This window comes from Colwellia sp. MEBiC06753 (genome assembly GCF_053470325.1).
In genome coordinates, this window is record NZ_JBQMTM010000012.1 from 95,398 (window position 1) to 112,644 (window position 17,247).

Annotated in this window: 18 protein-coding genes; 2 read left to right on the forward strand and 16 right to left on the reverse strand. The window is 40.8% G+C overall.

What is annotated here, in order from left to right:
- Positions 1-47 precede the first annotated feature (47 nt).
- From ACOB82_RS10815 to yceD, 14 genes are all read right to left on the reverse strand, one after another.
- Positions 48-815, reverse strand: a complete 768-nt coding sequence (locus ACOB82_RS10815; RefSeq protein ID WP_448213000.1) for a TatD family hydrolase — start codon at positions 813-815, stop codon at positions 48-50.
- Positions 816-872: 57 nt separating this feature from the next.
- Positions 873-1,199, reverse strand: a complete 327-nt coding sequence (locus ACOB82_RS10820) for a PilZ domain-containing protein (protein WP_448213001.1) — start codon at positions 1,197-1,199, stop codon at positions 873-875.
- Positions 1,192-2,196: an AAA family ATPase gene (locus ACOB82_RS10825; RefSeq protein ID WP_448213002.1), complete on the reverse strand. Its 1,005-nt coding sequence runs from the start codon at positions 2,194-2,196 to the stop codon at positions 1,192-1,194. The genes ACOB82_RS10820 and ACOB82_RS10825 overlap by 8 nt, the downstream gene beginning before the upstream one ends.
- Positions 2,197-2,217: 21 nt before the next feature.
- Positions 2,218-2,853, reverse strand: coding sequence for a dTMP kinase (gene tmk / locus ACOB82_RS10830; protein ID WP_448213003.1), 636 nt, complete (start codon positions 2,851-2,853; stop codon positions 2,218-2,220).
- Positions 2,853-3,863 carry an endolytic transglycosylase MltG gene (mltG, locus tag ACOB82_RS10835; RefSeq protein WP_448213004.1) on the reverse strand — a complete coding sequence of 337 codons (1,011 nt, stop codon included), beginning with the start codon at positions 3,861-3,863 and terminating at the stop codon, positions 2,853-2,855. Before mltG ends, tmk begins: the two co-directional genes overlap by 1 nt.
- Complete coding sequence (gene pabC, locus ACOB82_RS10840) at positions 3,860-4,690, reverse strand: aminodeoxychorismate lyase (protein ID WP_448213005.1); 831 nt, start codon at positions 4,688-4,690, stop codon at positions 3,860-3,862. The genes mltG and pabC overlap by 4 nt, the downstream gene beginning before the upstream one ends.
- 146 nt (positions 4,691-4,836) lie before the next feature.
- The gene (fabF, locus tag ACOB82_RS10845) at positions 4,837-6,069 is read right to left on the reverse strand and encodes a beta-ketoacyl-ACP synthase II (RefSeq protein WP_448213006.1); all 1,233 of its coding nucleotides are present in this window, start codon (positions 6,067-6,069) and stop codon (positions 4,837-4,839) included.
- 133 nt (positions 6,070-6,202) lie between these two features.
- Positions 6,203-6,436 carry an acyl carrier protein gene (gene acpP / locus ACOB82_RS10850; RefSeq protein WP_448213007.1) on the reverse strand — a complete coding sequence of 78 codons (234 nt, stop codon included), beginning with the start codon at positions 6,434-6,436 and terminating at the stop codon, positions 6,203-6,205.
- 166 nt (positions 6,437-6,602) lie between these two features.
- A complete protein-coding gene (gene fabG / locus ACOB82_RS10855) occupies positions 6,603-7,337 on the reverse strand; it encodes a 3-oxoacyl-ACP reductase FabG (RefSeq protein WP_448213008.1) in 735 nt (244 codons plus the stop codon).
- Positions 7,338-7,397: 60 nt separating this feature from the next.
- Positions 7,398-8,333, reverse strand: a complete 936-nt coding sequence (fabD, locus tag ACOB82_RS10860; protein WP_448213009.1) for an ACP S-malonyltransferase — start codon at positions 8,331-8,333, stop codon at positions 7,398-7,400.
- Positions 8,334-8,376: 43 nt separating this feature from the next.
- The gene (locus ACOB82_RS10865; RefSeq protein ID WP_448213010.1) at positions 8,377-9,336 is read right to left on the reverse strand and encodes a beta-ketoacyl-ACP synthase III; all 960 of its coding nucleotides are present in this window, start codon (positions 9,334-9,336) and stop codon (positions 8,377-8,379) included.
- A 7-nt stretch (positions 9,337-9,343) separates the two neighbouring features.
- Complete coding sequence (plsX, locus tag ACOB82_RS10870; protein ID WP_448213041.1) at positions 9,344-10,342, reverse strand: phosphate acyltransferase PlsX; 999 nt, start codon at positions 10,340-10,342, stop codon at positions 9,344-9,346.
- A 54-nt stretch (positions 10,343-10,396) separates the two neighbouring features.
- Positions 10,397-10,567 (reverse strand): 50S ribosomal protein L32, encoded by a 171-nt coding sequence (gene rpmF, locus ACOB82_RS10875; protein ID WP_169074728.1) that lies wholly within the window; start codon positions 10,565-10,567, stop codon positions 10,397-10,399.
- Positions 10,568-10,605: 38 nt separating this feature from the next.
- Complete coding sequence (gene yceD, locus ACOB82_RS10880; RefSeq protein ID WP_448213011.1) at positions 10,606-11,118, reverse strand: 23S rRNA accumulation protein YceD; 513 nt, start codon at positions 11,116-11,118, stop codon at positions 10,606-10,608.
- 121 nt (positions 11,119-11,239) lie between these two features.
- On the opposite strand from yceD, the gene ACOB82_RS10885 reads away from it, so the two are divergent.
- Positions 11,240-11,833 carry a Maf family protein gene (locus ACOB82_RS10885; RefSeq protein ID WP_448213012.1) on the forward strand — a complete coding sequence of 198 codons (594 nt, stop codon included), beginning with the start codon at positions 11,240-11,242 and terminating at the stop codon, positions 11,831-11,833.
- A 26-nt stretch (positions 11,834-11,859) separates the two neighbouring features.
- On the opposite strand, the gene ACOB82_RS10890 is transcribed toward ACOB82_RS10885, so the two are convergent.
- Complete coding sequence (locus tag ACOB82_RS10890; RefSeq protein ID WP_448213013.1) at positions 11,860-12,522, reverse strand: HAD-IA family hydrolase; 663 nt, start codon at positions 12,520-12,522, stop codon at positions 11,860-11,862.
- A complete protein-coding gene (rluC, locus tag ACOB82_RS10895) occupies positions 12,515-13,489 on the reverse strand; it encodes a 23S rRNA pseudouridine(955/2504/2580) synthase RluC (protein WP_448213014.1) in 975 nt (324 codons plus the stop codon). Before rluC ends, ACOB82_RS10890 begins: the two co-directional genes overlap by 8 nt.
- 572 nt (positions 13,490-14,061) lie before the next feature.
- Between rluC and rne the strand changes: the two genes are divergently transcribed.
- The gene (rne, locus tag ACOB82_RS10900) at positions 14,062-17,196 is read left to right on the forward strand and encodes a ribonuclease E (protein ID WP_448213015.1); all 3,135 of its coding nucleotides are present in this window, start codon (positions 14,062-14,064) and stop codon (positions 17,194-17,196) included.
- Positions 17,197-17,247 lie beyond the last annotated feature (51 nt).

The window sequence follows — 17,247 nt, forward strand, 5'->3', positions numbered from 1 at the left end:
GAAGCTCTCGATTGTTTCGGGTTCTTTTTTATCCTTAATCTCACCAATTAAAAATTAAATAAACGATTAAAGTTATTGCTTGATTGCTCGGCAATTTGCTCGACTGATGTGCCGCGAATGCTGGCAAGATGTTTGGCAACTTCGACAACATAGGCCGGTTGATTTTGTTTACCGCGGTGCGGAACTGGCGCTAAATAAGGCGAGTCGGTTTCAATTAAAAAGCGATCGGCTGGTACTTTCTTGGCGACCTCGCGCAGTTCATGAGCGTTTTTAAAGGTAACAATACCGGAAAATGAAATATAAAAACCTAAATCAATCGCTTGTTTTGCCATTTCCCAGCTTTCAGTAAAGCAATGTAGTATACCCCCTACCTGCTCTGCTTTTTCAGCAATTAGGCTGTCGATAGTATCTTTTCGCGCATCGCGAGTATGAATAATCAGTGGCTTATTAACTTCTCGCGCCACTTGAATATGTTTAACAAAGGCATCTTGCTGCAGCGCTTTAGTTTCAGGCGCGTAGAAATAATCCAGCCCTGTTTCCCCAACAGCAATCACACGCTCGTGTTTTGACAATTCAGCTAATTGGTCAATGGCTGTTACATGTTCTTGATTAAGTGGGTGAACACCACACGAAAGGTAAACATTCTCAAAGTGGCTGGTTTTCTCAACCATTGATGGAAATTCTTCCAAGGTGACACTAACGCAAAGCATCTTACTGACGTTTGCTGCTTTTGCGGCATTAACAACATTGGCAATACTATTATCAAACTCGGATAGATCTAAACGATCTAAATGACAGTGGGAATCTATAAACACTAAAAACCTATTTCAAAAACTTATTCTTTAAATTAATTAAAAACTAATAATACAAACTTACATGGTGAGCGTAGGCTCAGAGGAATTTAAATGGCGAGCGATCATTTTTTCTATTTGTGCGCGCACATTTTCTGGATCTTCAATAAAGCTAACGCCTACCCCAGGAGGGGTACCATTTTGTGCGCCAACAGGGGTTAACCAGCAAACAACGCCCTTAACCGTTGATTTTTCCAACGAGTCAGGTAATAACACTTCTAGCTCAATTTCGGTGCCTAATTCAAAGAACTCTGGAGTGCGAACAAACAAGCCACCTTTTTTCAAAAACGGCATATATGATTGATATAAATCTCGCTCAGAGACAAATTCTAAATAAAGACTATCCATGGCACCTCTCGTAGTCAGTCACTTGATTTAAAAAATTAATGGCAAGTTGCTGTTTTAACATAGCTGCATTTGCCTGAGCAAGTTCACTTACCTGCTGATTAAAGCTTAATACTAACTGATAAAGCGCTACGAGCGTATGCATTTCTATAGCATTTTCTGCCACTTGCCAAAAGTTTCCCTCGCTTTGTGGCAATGACCAACCACTTTTAGCCCGCATAAGCGTGCTAATAATACGCTCTAACCATAATATTGAGCGATCATTTGCCATTAATTTCTGCTCAAAATGGCTAAAGGGCTGGGTATTTTGCTGCCCTGCTAAACAAAGCTGGGTAAAACTATCAAGAAACTGTAGGAATTCATTTTTTAATGCCGAGTCTTCAAACTCTGGCATATAACTGTAGTTAGCGTAAGGCTCTGCAGTATTGTCTTGCCGAAATTGTGATGCCAGTGTTGCTCGAATATCAATGAATTGACAACGACTAATAATGGTTGGCAATAGCAAATCAATATTTTCAGTGGTTAATATTAAAATGTTACCAACACTTGGCTCTTCTAGCGTTTTTAACAGTGCATTAGCTGCTGCCACTGTCATTCGCTCAATATTATTTAGCAACACCACTTTACGACGGGCAATTTGTGGTGTGGTTTCCAAAAAGCGTGATATACCACGTATGCTATCAACACTGATTGTCGACTCTGAATTATCGATAGTGATGACATCAGGAAACGTTTGGCTGCGTAATAATTGACAGTGCTTACATTGTCCGCAGGCCTGATAATAATTTTCAGCTTGCAAGCGAGGCTCAAGACATTGTAATAGCTGACATAGCCAATTTGCGATGCTGGCCTTGCCCTTACCTTTGGTACCATTAAATAAAATGGCATGAGGTAGGCGCTGATCGGCTATTTGTCTTGATAACTGCTGTTGATGGGATAACAGCCAGTTTCCAAGACTATTTGCTGACTTATTTGCAGAACTATTTACTGACTTATTCACTGGCACAGCACTACTCACGATCTAAGACTCATGTTTCTCAATAAACTGTTGAACAACCGCAATGATATCTTGATGCACTTTTGCCATTGACTGGCTTGCATCAATAGTGACAATGGTTTTATCTTGTGCCGCTAAACTAACATATTTATTGCGTACTCGCTCAAAGAAATCCATCTGTTCAAGCTCAATTCTGTCTAACTCGCCACGAGCTTTTGCCCTTGCTAGCCCAACAGTTGGCGCTATATCTAGATAAAGTGTTAAATCGGGTTTAAAACCTTTTAAGGTAATATCTGCCATGGTTTTCATCACTGAATCACTAATATTACGACCACCGCCTTGATAAGCTTGTGAAGATAAGTCATGGCGATCGCCAATCACCCACTTTCCATCGTTAAGCGCAGGTTTGATGACATTCACCAATAGTTGCGAGCGGCTAGCGTACATTAACATTAACTCAGTTTCTTCGGTCAGTTTTTCGTCATATTTCGCCGATTTAACAATATCGCGTAATTGCTCGGCTAACGGCGTGCCACCAGGCTCTCGCGTTTGAACGAATTCAATTTGGTGTTTTTTTAATAGCTCAACAACTACATTGATTGCTGATGACTTTCCTGCGCCTTCCATTCCTTCAATAACAATAAACTTACCTAAATTCATTACTGCTGTCCTAATTGATATTTTTTTACGGCTTTATTGTGCTCAGCCAGCGATGCTGAAAAATAATGGCTACCATCACCTTTACTGACAAAATAATAAAGATCGGTATCATCTGGCTGAAGCGCCGCTTCTATAGCGCTAATACCAGGCATCGCAATAGGTGTTGGCGGAAAGCCATTTATCCGATAGGTATTATACGCAGTTTTCTCTTTTAAATGTGCCCGAGTAATATTGCCTTGATATTTATCGCCTAAACCGTAAATCACCGTGGGATCGGTTTGAAGGCGCATATTTTTTGCGAGGCGATTAACAAACACCGAAGCAATTGTTGGTTGCTCGGCAACTATACCAGTTTCTTTTTCAATAATAGATGCCATGATCAGCGCCTGATAAGGCGTTTCATAAGGCAGCCCCACTTGACGCTTTTCCCACAAACTTGTTAATACTTGCTGCATTTTATTGTGCGCGCGTTTAAGAATATCAATGTCTTTAGTGCCTAATGTATAGGCATAAGTATCAGGAAAGAACCAGCCTTCAGGGTTTGACTGACTAATTCCCAAATGCTGGGCAAGTGCTTCTATATTATCCGTTATTGGTGTTTTGATAATATGCGGTTGAGTCGACAATTGTCCTAACCAGTCTTTTAAGGTACTACCTTCAACAAAAGTTAACGATTCATGGTACTCAACACCTGTTTGAATTTTATTAAGTAGGCTTAATGGTGTGTCACCAACGACGGCTTGATAAGTACCAACCTTTAAGGCAACTTTTTCGGGGTAAATTCTGGCATAGGCGCGCAGCCAAAAGCGATTGTTTATCCAGCCTTGTTGTTGCAGTTGCTTACTAAAGCGATAGAGCGAACTTCCCGAGTTCACAGTAATTAATTGTGCATTGGTGATATTAAGTGGCGTATTTAATTGTTTATGCCCGTATCGAATGAGTAAAACGGCTGTTACTAATAAAACCACACTAACGATAGTTAGCCAGCGAATAAATACGATTTTATTCATAAACTAAACTCTTGCTTAAGTGCGTGTACTGGCGCGATATCAAGGGCAAAATCCAAATATTGCCTTACTGGTACAATTCCCATGACCGAATTACAAATAAACATACTTGTTACCGACTTTAAAGCCTCAGGTGTTACCACAACTTGCTTAGCATTGCACTGGCCTACCATTCTCGACAATATTTGCTGTCGAACAAGACCATCAACGCCAGATTTGGCTAAATCCGGTGTATACCAAGAGTTGTCTCCTTTTGACAGCCAAAATACATTACCTGCGGTAGTTTCAACCACTTCATTAAGATAATTACAAACCAGCAGATCATCTTCTGCTTTCTGATCTAACTCTCGCCTAACCATCACTTGTTCTAAACGATTAAGGTGTTTAATACCAGCTAACTGTGGGTTAACCCCAAGTTGAGTTGTCGCCAGCCCTAATTTAATTCCTTTATCTTGCCACGCTAAGTAATGCTCGGGATATGGATGTACGGAGATCAGAATTTTTTGTGCAAAGGAATTGATGCGAGAATAACCACGCCCCCCTTCTCCAGCAGTCACCACAACTTTTATAACAGCTAATTTATATTCACTCGCGATATGAGCTAAGTGCTCAGCCAAACCTGTAAAATCGACGTCAATACCAAGAAAGCTAGCGCCTGATTGCAAACGCGCCATATGGCTCGATAAATTAACCACCTGACCTTGGCAAATTTTCGCCGTGGTAAATAATCCATCACCGTAGGCAACAGATCTTTCAGTTAATGGAAGAAACTTATCGTCAGCTAAATAAATTTCACTATGAAGAATTGACATGGTTATATATAAATACATATAAAAAAGCCTGAATACAGTTAAGTATTCAGGCTTAATTTATTGATATCAAGCGAAATTTAAATGTTCGCTTATAACTGGTGATTAAACAGTCAGATTTTTAAGTTAATTGAAGCTTGGCTCTTTAGCATTAAGCCTAAAACAACTTAAACTTTCTTAAACAATAATGAACCGTTAGTGCCACCAAATCCAAACGAGTTACAAAGCGCATACTCTAAATCGACATCACGTGCACCGTCTCGAATATAATCTAAATCACAACCTTCATCAGGGTTATCTAAATTAATCGTTGGTGGTACTTTACCATTAGCAAGGGCTTGAATAGTAAAGATCGCTTCAACAGCACCCGCGGCACCTAATAAATGACCAGTCATAGATTTGGTTGAACCCACTAAGACTTGTTTAGCATGTTCACCAAATACTGACTTCACAGCGTTAGTTTCTGCAATATCCCCTGCCGGCGTCGAGGTACCGTGGGCGTTAATATAACCAATTTTACTAATATCAGCTTTCGCATCATTAATTGCATTAGTCATAGCAGCTGCTGCACCCTCACCATCGGCTGGCGGTGACGTCATGTGATAAGCATCGCCACTCATGCCAAAACCAACTAGTTCAGCATAAATTTTGGCACCACGGGCTTTTGCATGTTCATACTCTTCAAGCACAATCACGCCAGCACCATCACCTAAGACAAAACCATCACGATCTTTATCCCAAGGGCGCGATGCTTTTTGCGGATCGTCATTACGCGTTGATAACGCGCGTGCTGCGCCAAAGCCGCCCATACCTAATGTAGTCGATGCTTTTTCAGCACCGCCCGCCACCATGGCATCAGCATCGCCGTATGCAATCATACGAGCAGCATGACCAATATTGTGTACACCACTCGTACATGCGGTAACGATAGAAATATTCGGACCTTTCAAGCCATACATAATCGATAGGTGACCAGAGATCATATTGATAATGGTTGAAGGCACAAAAAATGGTGATAACTTGCGCGGACCTGAATTTAGTAGCTTTTCATGGTTTTCTTCAATTAAACCTAAACCACCAATGCCAGAGCCGACAGCTACACCAACGCGACTCGCGTTAGTGTCGGTAATTTCAATACCTGAATCTTTAATTGCTTGAATACCAGCGGCTACACCGTACTGAATAAACAAGTCCATTTTCTTGGCTTCTTTTTTCGGCATATAGTCTTCAGCATTAAAGTCTTTAACTAGCCCAGCAAATTTGGTTGGGTAGTCAGATGTATCAAAATGCTCAATCATGCCAATGCCACTTTTGCCAGCTAATAAAGCGTCAAAAGTTGCTTCAGGAGAATTGCCCAGTGGGCTTAACATACCAAGACCGGTTACTACAACACGTCGCATAGGATGAGTTGCCTCCGATAGAGTTGAAAATAGATAGGTAATTATAGTTCGTTATAAGCCGATATTGGTCATAACGAGATGTAATTTATTGAAAGCAGTCCGGTGATAATGGTCATCACCGGACTAAAAACTATTACTGGTTAGCAGTTACGTAATCGATAGCAGCTTGAACAGTAGTGATCTTTTCAGCTTCCTCATCAGGAATCTCTGTATCAAACTCTTCTTCTAACGCCATAACTAATTCAACAGTATCTAAAGAGTCAGCACCTAAATCATCAACGAATGATGCTTCATTGGTTACTTCTTCTTCGCTCACACCTAATTGTTCAACTGTGATTTTCTTTACGCGTTCTTCGATAGTACTCATGTTTTTTCCTTTACTAAAAAGATGCAATTTTGCAAATTGCGTGTAGTGTATTCGCCAATAGATAACCATGCAAGCATCTCGTTTTACTTTTTATGCTGGTCTAACCTGTTGGCGAGGCTATATTTATACCAATTTTATCGACGGATTCAACCCCGAAGATAAGATTTTAAATCATGTACATGCCGCCATTGACATGCAATGTTTCACCTGTAATGTAGGCAGCGGCATCTGACGCTAAAAACGCTACAGCACTGGCAATTTCTTCTGGTTTACCTAAGCGATTAGCAGGTACTTGTGAAAAAATACCTTCTTTTTGCTCATCAGTTAAGGTTTGGGTCATATCTGTGTCAATAAAGCCTGGAGCAATAGTATTTACTGTAATGCCACGTGATGCGACTTCTCTTGCTAATGACTTGGTAAACCCTAACAAACCCGCTTTCGCCGTTGCGTAGTTTACTTGACCAGCATTGCCCATAGTACCAACCACTGAGCCAATATTAATAATACGACCATCGCGCTTTTTCATCATTGGGCGTAATACCGCTTTACTGATTTTATACACTGACGATAAGTTGGTCTCTATAATATCGTTCCACTCATCATCTTTCATGCGCATGATCAAATTATCGCGTGTTATGCCAGCATTATTAACCAAAATATCAACGCCGCCATGATTTGCTTTAATATCTTCAAACATTTTAGCGATTGAATCATTATCGGTAACATTAAGTACTAAGCCATTACCTGCACCTAAATATTCACTAATTTTTTCTGCACCATGCTCTGAGGTTGCCGTACCAATCACGGTTGCGCCCATTTCTTTTAGTTGGCTGGCAATTGCTTTACCAATACCACGGCTAGCGCCAGTGACTAAGGCGACCTTACCTGCTAATGAAAACATATTAATTCCTGTTATAAATGGCGAATTCGCCCTACTAGTTTAGTAATTTATTTTAATAAGTTAGCTTAATAATTCTTTGGCACTAGTTAAGCTAGCGACATCATTAACTGCAATACAATTTAATGATTTATCAATGCGCTTAACTAAGCCTTGTAAAACTTTTCCCGGCCCGACTTCCAGTAAATTTTCTATTTGTTGCTTTGCTAAAAACTCGACGGTTTCAGTCCAACGAACTGGGCTGTAAAGTTGGCGAATTAATGCTGATTTTATTGCATCTACTTCTGTTTCAATGGCAACATCAACATTATTCACTACTGGAATAACCGGCGCATTAAAGGTGATACTTTCCATTTCCGCAGCTAACTCATCAGCTGCTGGCTTCATTAACGCACAGTGCGATGGTACGCTGACTGGCAATGGTAATACGCGTTTTGCACCAGCTTCTTTACATAAGTTACCTGCACGCTCTACCGCTTCAGCATTACCTGCGATCACCACTTGACCCGGTGAGTTAAAGTTTACGGCTGATACCACTTGTTCTTGTGCCGCTTCATTACAAGCATTAACAATAGCATCATCTGCAAGGCCAATAACCGCAACCATAGCGCCAACGCCTTCCGGCACTGCTTTTTGCATTGCTTCACCACGCTTTTCAACCAAAACTACCGCGTCGGCTAATGATAATACGCCAGCACAAACGAGTGCTGAATATTCGCCTAGACTATGACCAGCTAAAAATGCTGGCTGGCTTTGTATTTCACTTTGCAATAGTCGCCATAATGCAACACTTGCCGTTAATAATGCTGGTTGAGTAAAGTTAGTGGCATTAAGTTTTTCAGCTGGGCCTGATGCTACTAATGCCCAAACATCATAGCCAAGAGCATCTGATGCTTCTTGAAATGTCTGTTGTACAATTTGATTGTCAGCAAAATCGCTCAACATACCAACGGTTTGTGAGCCCTGACCTGGAAAAACAAATGATAGATTTTTCTGCATTTTGTTAACCTAAAATAGTTATCAATAAAAGAACGTTGTAAGTTTAGTACTTGATCAACGCAGAGCCCCAGGTAAAACCACTACCAAAGGCTTCTAATAATAAGGTTTGACCTCGCTGAATACGGCCATCGCGGATGGCTTCATCTAAGGCTGTGGGAATAGTGGCAGCAGAGGTATTGCCATGTTTGTCTAAGGTAACAACCACTTGTTCCATAGACATATTTAATTTTTTAGCTGTCGCCTTAATAATGCGTAGGTTGGCTTGATGTGGCACTAACCAGTCAATATCTGACTTTTCCATGTTATTCGCTTCTAATGTTTCTTCAACAATCTCACTTAATTTAGAGACCGCAAACTTAAACACTTCATTGCCTTTCATATATATATAAGCTTTTTCTTCAGTAAGCTTGTCACCACGCTTTGGTGAATCAGCCCCTAATAGCGCACCATAATTACCATCAGCATGAATATGTGTTGATAAAACACCAGACTCTTCACTCGCTTCTAAAATTACCGCACCTGCACCATCGCCAAATAGAATAATAGTGCTGCGATCATTAGGCTCACACAGGTGTGACAATACATCGGCACCAATTAGTAAGATGCGTTTCGTCATGCCTGATTTGATGTATTGATCGGCGACACTAAGTCCATAGATAAAACCAGAACATGCCGCAGCAATATCAAATGCAGGAATATGAGGCATATCCAAATGCTTTTGCACAAAGCAAGCTGCACTTGGTAAATCGGCATGCGAGCTGGTGGTACCTACGATAATCATATCAATATCTGATTTATCAATACCTGCCATTTCAATTGCTTTTTTCGCAGCTTCTGCCGCCATAAAGCCAACATTCTCATCTTCTGATGAAATTCTACGTTCTGAAATCCCTGTGCGCTCCGTGATCCATTGATCTGTGGTATCTACTAATTTTTCTAAATCAGCGTTAGATCTTACTTGCTCAGGAAAGTAACTACCGGTACCTACAATTTTTGAATACATATATGATTTATGGCCTTTGTAATAAACCCTGTTCCAATTTATCTTTTATTTTTTGTGGAACCTGTCTTTCAACTTCATTTACCGCTTCTAAAATCGCGGTGTAAAATGCTTTTGCATTAGCGTTGCCGTGGCTCTTAACCACAATGCCCCGCAATCCTATCAAACTTGCACCGTTGTACTGGTCGGGGTTCAGCGATTTCAGCAATTTTTTTAACGTTGGGGCTAAAAAACGACCAAGTAATCGAGCAATTACATTTTTTTCGAAGACTTCTTTTACTTTTTCAAAGACTAATTTGGCAACACCTTCACAAGTTTTTAGCGCTACATTGCCAACAAAACCATCACATACTATAACATCGGCTTTATTGCTAAAAATATCATTGCCTTCTACAAACCCGACATAATTAATATCTACATTTTCAGCAAGTTTTGCCGCTGCAAGTTTAATATGATCTGAGCCTTTTATATCTTCTTCACCCATATTAAGTAATGCGACTTTAGGTCTAGTAATACCTTCGACTTGTTCGGCCATTACCGCCCCCATAAGGCCAAATTGATACAGAATATTTGAATCTGAAAAAACATTGGCTCCTAAATCAAGCATATAGACATGCTTGCCTTTGGTGCGAGTTGGTAATGATGAAATTAATGCAGGTCGTTCTACGCCAGGTATGGTTTTTAATACAAAGTGCGCAGTTGCAAATAAAGCCCCTGTATTACCTGCACTCACACAGGCGTCTGCAATTCCTTGTTCAACAAGGTCTATTGCTTTTCTCAATGAGGAGTCTTTCTTTACACGCATAGCCACTGATGGCTTTTCGCACATAGTAACGACTTGGCTTGTATGATGGATTATTAAATTTGGATGATTTAACGCTTGGTGTCGTTTGAGGTGCTCTTCTATGGAAGTTTTATCACCACACAAGAGCAGCGTTAACGAGGGTAAATTATTTACCGCCATTATTGCTGAGGGGATCGTTATAAGGGGGCCTTTATCGCCCCCCATAACATCTAACGCTATGGTTAGACTATTCAAAGTTGTTTATCGCTAGTCTGTTGACTATTTAGCGATTACTTTAACACCTTTGTAAAAACCGTCAGCCGTTACGTGGTGACGACGGTGAGTTTCACCAGATACTGGATCTACTGATAAATTTTCTGCTGTTAAAGCGTCGTGTGAACGGCGCATGCCACGTCTTGCACGAGACTTTTTGCTCTTTTGAACTGCCATAGCCTAACTCCTAAAATCGGTTGCTAACTAAAATATAACTACTTGAGTTGTTTCAATACGTCAAATGGATTTGGCTTATCAAGCTCTTCTGGCAATTCACCCCATGTACTGTCAGCATCAGCATCACAGTCATTAAGTTCATGCCTAGGAATTAATGGAATAGCAAGTAACAACTCGTCTTCCACTAACTCTCGCAAGTTAACTTCACCATTTTCATCTAATTCGATTGCGTCATAATATGACGGCAAATCTGCAGCACCTTCAGCGCTTTTTACCGGACTAAACTGAAAATTAATTTCCAGTTCATGCTCAAACACTTGATTACAGCGTTGGCAGATTAATCCTACTGATGCCGACCCCTTGCCTGATATTACTACCAAACGCAGTTCATCCACATCAAACTGAAAACTTACTTCGATATGCTCAGCAGTACTTTCGCACGCCTCAAGCAATCGACTCATTTCCGACAACTTAAAGATACCTTGGCACTCAAGTCTACGTTGAGCACTTTTATAAGGATCTATGGTTATTGGAAGCTTAAGGTTCTGCATAAGGCGCGCATAATAATGCTGATGCCCGCATGTGTCAAAAGAAATTTAACCTTTTTTGTTTAAAAATCTAGATTCATTACAATATAAAGTAGCAATTAATGAACGACATTGAACATGAACCATGAAAAAATTAGTCCTAGCCTCTACTTCTCCATACCGAAAATCACTATTAGAAAAATTCAACCTAGCTTTTGATTGTGCTAAACCAGATATTGACGAAACACCGTTAGCAAATGAATCAGCACCTGAGTTAGTTAAACGATTAGCCTTTGAAAAAGCTCATTATGTTGCCAGAAGCACGCCTAATACTTTGGTTATCGGTTCAGATCAAGTTGCTGTACATCAAGGTAAAATATTGGGTAAGCCGCATACGGTAGAAAATGCAGTCAAACAGCTTAAAGCATTCAGCGGCCAGCAAGTGGACTTTCTAACAGGGCTTTGTGTGTTTGACTCAACCAACAATACTCACCAAACCATTGTTGAACCATTTTCTGTGCATTTTAAGCCGTTAACTGACAAAGCAATTGAGCAATATGTTACTGCTGAAATGCCGCTTAACTGTGCTGGCAGCTTTAAATGTGAAGGCTTAGGGATTTGCTTGTTTGAAAAGCTTGATGGTGATGATCCAAATAGCTTAATTGGTTTACCGCTTATTCAGCTTGCTAATTTGTTATCAGCTTTTGGCTTAGATGTACTTAGTGCGCAAAGCCAATAGCAGAAATTCTTAACTACTAATACTTATTAAGCAGGGAAATCACCAGTTACTAGCTGTTTTAAGTGCAACATTGATTCAGCGATAGCTTTGGGCTGATAGGCGAGTAAGCGCTGTTTATCGTCCGCGCCCATGGTCACGCCAATGGCATCAATTCCAGCATTATTTGCCATAGACAAGTCATGTATTGAATCGCCAATCATTATTGCTTCGTGGCTGTTTACCGATAACGATAGCATTAATGTTTCAAGCATCTCAGGGTTTGGTTTAGATGCGGACTCATCGGCGCAAATCGTCATATCAAATAAAGCCCCAGTATTAGTTTGCGCTAACATGGCATTTAATCCAGCTCGGGCTTTGCCCGTTGCCACCGCCAATAATTTATTTTGCTGTTTTAGCTGGGCCAGCATTTCTACACTATGGCTAAACAAAGGTGCGGGAACTTTGTTATCAAATAGAAACTGTTGTTTATAGGCAGCAATGAAGGCCAGTTGTTGCTGTTCGGAAAGCGTTGGATAAAGCTGCTCTATAGCAACTGATAAACTTAAGCCAATAATACTTTTAGCCGCCTGCTCTGTTGGCGGAGCTAAACCTATTTCAACCGCAGCAAATTGAAGTGATGATACGATGCGGCCAATAGAGTCCATCAAGGTACCATCCCAATCAAAAATATAAAGTTTGTAGTTATCCATGTTTTGACACAGTCAACTGCTTTAACGCATTAGCTAATGCTTGATCTAACGGCGCTTCAACTTTAAGGCGTTTTTCAGTTCGCGGATGAGTAAACTCGATACTGGCAGCATGTAAAAATAAACGTTTAAGGCCTTTGTCGTTCATACTGCGATCAAACTCCTCATTACCATATTTGGGGTCACAGGCAATCGGATGGCCTTTAGTTTGACAATGCACGCGAATTTGGTGCGTACGTCCTGTCACTGGAAAAGCGCGTACTAATGTACAACCATCATAATGCTGAATCACTTTATAGCGCGTTTCTGACTCTTTACCATTGATATTATCAACAATAACTACACGCTCACCGGATTTAAGGTCGTTCTTCTTTAATGCTTCAGTGACTTTAGTCAGCTTTGGAGACCAACGGCCTTTGACTAACGCATGATAGTATTTTTGCACATTTTTATGGCGTAATTGTTCATGTAAGTTGCGCAGCGCTGAGCGCTTTTTAGCAACCACTAAACAGCCAGATGTATCTCTATCTAAACGATGCACTAACTCCAGCATTTTTGTTTGTGGCCTAAGCGCCCTTAGCGCTTCAATTACACCAAAAGTTAATCCACTACCACCGTGCACAGCCATGCCCGCTGGTTTATTGATTACCAACAGTACTTCATCTTCATATAAAATTTGAGACTCAAGGTTTGCGACAATATTTAGCTGGGTTGACACCGTATTAGGCTTTTCAGAAATACGAATAGGCGCTACTCGAATTTCATCACCATCTTGAATTTTATATTCTGGTTTAATGCGTTTTTTATTTACACGAATTTCGCCCTTACGCAACAGCCGATAAATCATACTTTTCGGCACGCCTTTAAGAGTTTTAAGTAAATAATTATCGATGCGCTGACCGCTATCATCGGCCTCTACCGTATAAAAACGGACTTTAGGCTTGTTTTCTGGTTTAGTATCTTGGTTCATGCGCGCAGTCTACCATAAATATTTTTATTTTTAGCTAAAATAAACAGCTAATTGATTGCGTTAAGCAACAATATAGTGGGATAATAGCTCGGTTATATCCAACCCTAGTTGTTTATAACAAAAATGGATGCACTTACTGAGATGGTAAGAGGCAAAATGAGGCTACTTTATTGTGCATAAATAGACACATTAACTGACAGGCCCGTTGTAAACATTGGCGCGAGTACCCTGCCACTTATATACATAAACATTTTGTCCAGCGAATAAAGTGCAATTTACAAATAAAGCTGGCAGTTTTTTCAATAAATGAACATTGAAGCGATAAAAGCAATATAAAACTGCCAGATAATTTAAGCACAGCGCGCTAGCTGAGCACATAAAGAATTAATAAAACGAGATAATAAGTATCTCGTGATACGACAATCAGAAAGATTAACAGCTTGCTAGGTAATATGGCCTAGTAAGAATGACATCCGTGAGGCTGACAAACTGCTGTTTACATTGCGACAGATTGCTTTGTGTTCTAAGCAAATAGTGTGCTGTGGCTTTAATATTATAGAGTCACAAAAACTATGAAACGTATGTTAATCAACGCTACACAATCAGAAGAATTGCGTGTAGCCTTGGTCGATGGGCAACGCCTTTATGATCTAGATATCGAAAGCCCTGGCCATGAGCAAAAAAAGGCAAATATCTACAAAGCCAAAATTACCCGTATTGAACCTTCATTAGAAGCGGCATTTGTCGACTATGGTGCCGAGCGTCATGGCTTCTTGCCAATGAAGGAAATCGCCAGAGAATACTTCCCTGAAGGCTATAAATTCCAAGGCCGCCCTAACATTAAAGATGTGTTAACTGAAGGCCAAGAAGTAATAGTACAAGTTGATAAAGAAGAGCGTGGCCAAAAAGGTGCAGCGTTAACTACTTTTATCAGCCTTGCTGGTAGCTACTTAGTACTTATGCCAAACAACCCGCGTGCAGGCGGCATTTCTCGTCGTATCGAAGGTGATGAGCGTACCGAATTAAAAGCTGCGTTAAGCAAGTTAAACTTGCCAAAAGGTATGGGCCTAATTGTACGTACTGCTGGTGTTGGTAAAGACTATGAAGAATTAGCGTGGGATTTAAATGTATTACTTCATCACTGGAAAGCGATTGAAGAAGCCGCTGCTAGCCGCCCTGCGCCATTCTTAATACATCAAGAAAGTAACCTAATTTTACGCGCAATTCGTGATTATTTACGCCGCGATATTGGTGAAGTTATTGTTGATCGTCCTAAAGTTTATGAAAACGTTAAACAGCATATCGAGTTAGTAAGACCTGATTTTGCTAGCAAAGTTAAGTTGTATAACAACGACGTTCCTTTATTCACCCATTACCAAATTGAAACGCAAATTGAATCGGCGTTCCAACGTGAGGTGCGCTTACCTTCTGGTGGTTCGATTGTAATTGACCCTACCGAAGCGATGATCTCTATTGATATCAACTCTGCCCGCGCTACGAAAGGCGGCGATATCGAAGAAACGGCATTTAATACGAATCTAGAAGCAGCAGAAGAGATCGCACGTCAACTACGTTTACGTGATGCCGGTGGTTTAGTGGTTATCGACTTTATCGATATGACGCCAGTACGCCATCAACGCGAAGTGGAAAATCGCTTACGTGAAGCCGTTCAGCAAGATCGTGCCCGTATTCAGCTAGGCCGTATTTCTCGCTTTGGCCTAATGGAAATGTCTCGTCAGCGTTTACGTCCGTCAATTGGCGAAACTAGTCAAAATGTTTGCCCTCGCTGTAATGGTACAGGTCAAATTCGTGGTATTGAGTCATTAGCGTTATCAATTTTACGTTTAATGGAAGAAGAAGCGATTAAAGAAAATACCGCCCATGTTCAAGCGCAAGTTCCTGTGCCTGTAGCGACGTATTTACTTAATGAAAAACGTCGCTCAGTCATGCATATCGAGAAACACCATAGTGTAAAAGTATTAATTATTCCTAATGCTAATATGCATACACCACACTATGAAGTGTTAAGAGTTCGTCAAGATGAAACCGTTGACGAAGCAAGCTATGACGTAAAAGTTAAGCCTGCTGATGTTGAAGAAGCGGTAATGCCAAAATTCAATAAAGATGTGGTAAAAAAAGACGAACCGCTTATTCAAGGTATGACTGCTCCAAAGCGTACTCCAAGCCAAGCACCAGCCAAAGCGGCTAAGGTAGCTAAGAAAAGTGAAACCCCATCAGAGAAAGGCATTATTGCCTCATTGTTTTCGTGGTTAGGTAAATTATTTAGTTCGGAAGATGAAGCACCTGCAACGCAGGCTAAAAAGCCAAATCAACGTCGAGAGCAAAACCGAAATCGCAAACCACGTAACAACAATCTGCGCCGCAACAATCGTAATAACCCCAAAGATGAAACTAAAGTAGTCAAGGACGATAAAGACGCTAAACCACAACAAAAAGCGAAAAAGCCTCGTAAGCAAGAGCAAGAAAAACCAGCTAAGCCTAAAGAAGAAAAAGTAGCTGAGCGTCGTCAACGCCGTAATAACCGTAAAAAAGTTCGATTAACTGATGAGAATGCAGTAACGAACCAAGAGGTTTCGACTGAAGCAACAATTGAAGCGGCATCTGAAGCGGTAACTAAAGCGCCTGCTAAACCAGTTCGGAGTAAAGCAGTAAAAGATGAAGATAAAGTAGCTGAACAAGCTCCTCAAACGACTTCTGAGGATGCAGTTCAAGAGGCAAATGAATCTAGTGACGGCGAAGCGCCTAAATCTGAACGCTCAAGAAGTAGACGTTCACCTAGACATTTAAGATCTCACGGTCAACGCCGTCGACGCTCTGCAGAGTCAGATGAGTCAAATGAACAAACTGTTGCAGAAACGGTTGTAGCTAACAGCCAAAGTGAAATTACTGAAGATCCGATTGAAGCTCGCTACCCTGAGACTACTGAATCAGACACTGTAGTAAACCAGGCTCAACAAGATGCAGCAATCGCTCAAGTGGCTGCAGGTAATGCTGAAGCTACAGAGGCTGAAAGCAAAGTCAGCACTGAAGATGCTACTGTTGATAGTAATCAAGAATCACCTAAAGCTCAGACCGGAGTTCAGACTAAAGCTGAGCCTATTGCAGCTGATATTGAGCAAGAGCAACCTCAAGCAGCAGCAGAGGCGAAAGCGAATGTTGAAACAGCAACTGCTAATGAAGTAACTAAGCAAGTAGATAATACAACTGAAGTTACAGAAAATGTTGAAGCAGCGAAAGTTGAAGAAAGCTTGACTGTAGAAAATACAGATTCAGAAAATAATGATGCAGAAAGTCCTGATGTAAAAAGTCCTGCGGGAGAAGTTGCAGACGTAGCAAAATCAGCTCTAAATGGAAGCGCTGTAGTTAGTGATAAGAAAGCTGAAGAGCCTCAAGTAGTAACTTCAGAAACTACGGAAGGTTCAATAGTAGAGCCTAGCATCGAAGTAGCTAATGCACCAAAAGCTGTCAGCACTAAAAAGGCTAAAGTGAAAGTTGCACCTGCCATTCATAAAGGCAACGCTAGTGCACCTATGACTAAGCCGAAAGCATTTAATGCCAATGGCGCAATTCCTACGGATTTTATGGCACCAGAAGCTCGCACATCGCACGCTAAATCTGAGAAGCAAGCGTTGCGAACAGCTGCAAGTAATGCCAGCCAATCAGGGCCATTTAAGCCTGAACTTTAGGGCATAGCAATGCTAAGTCAAACATAGCTAAAAAAATATTAAAAAAGCCAG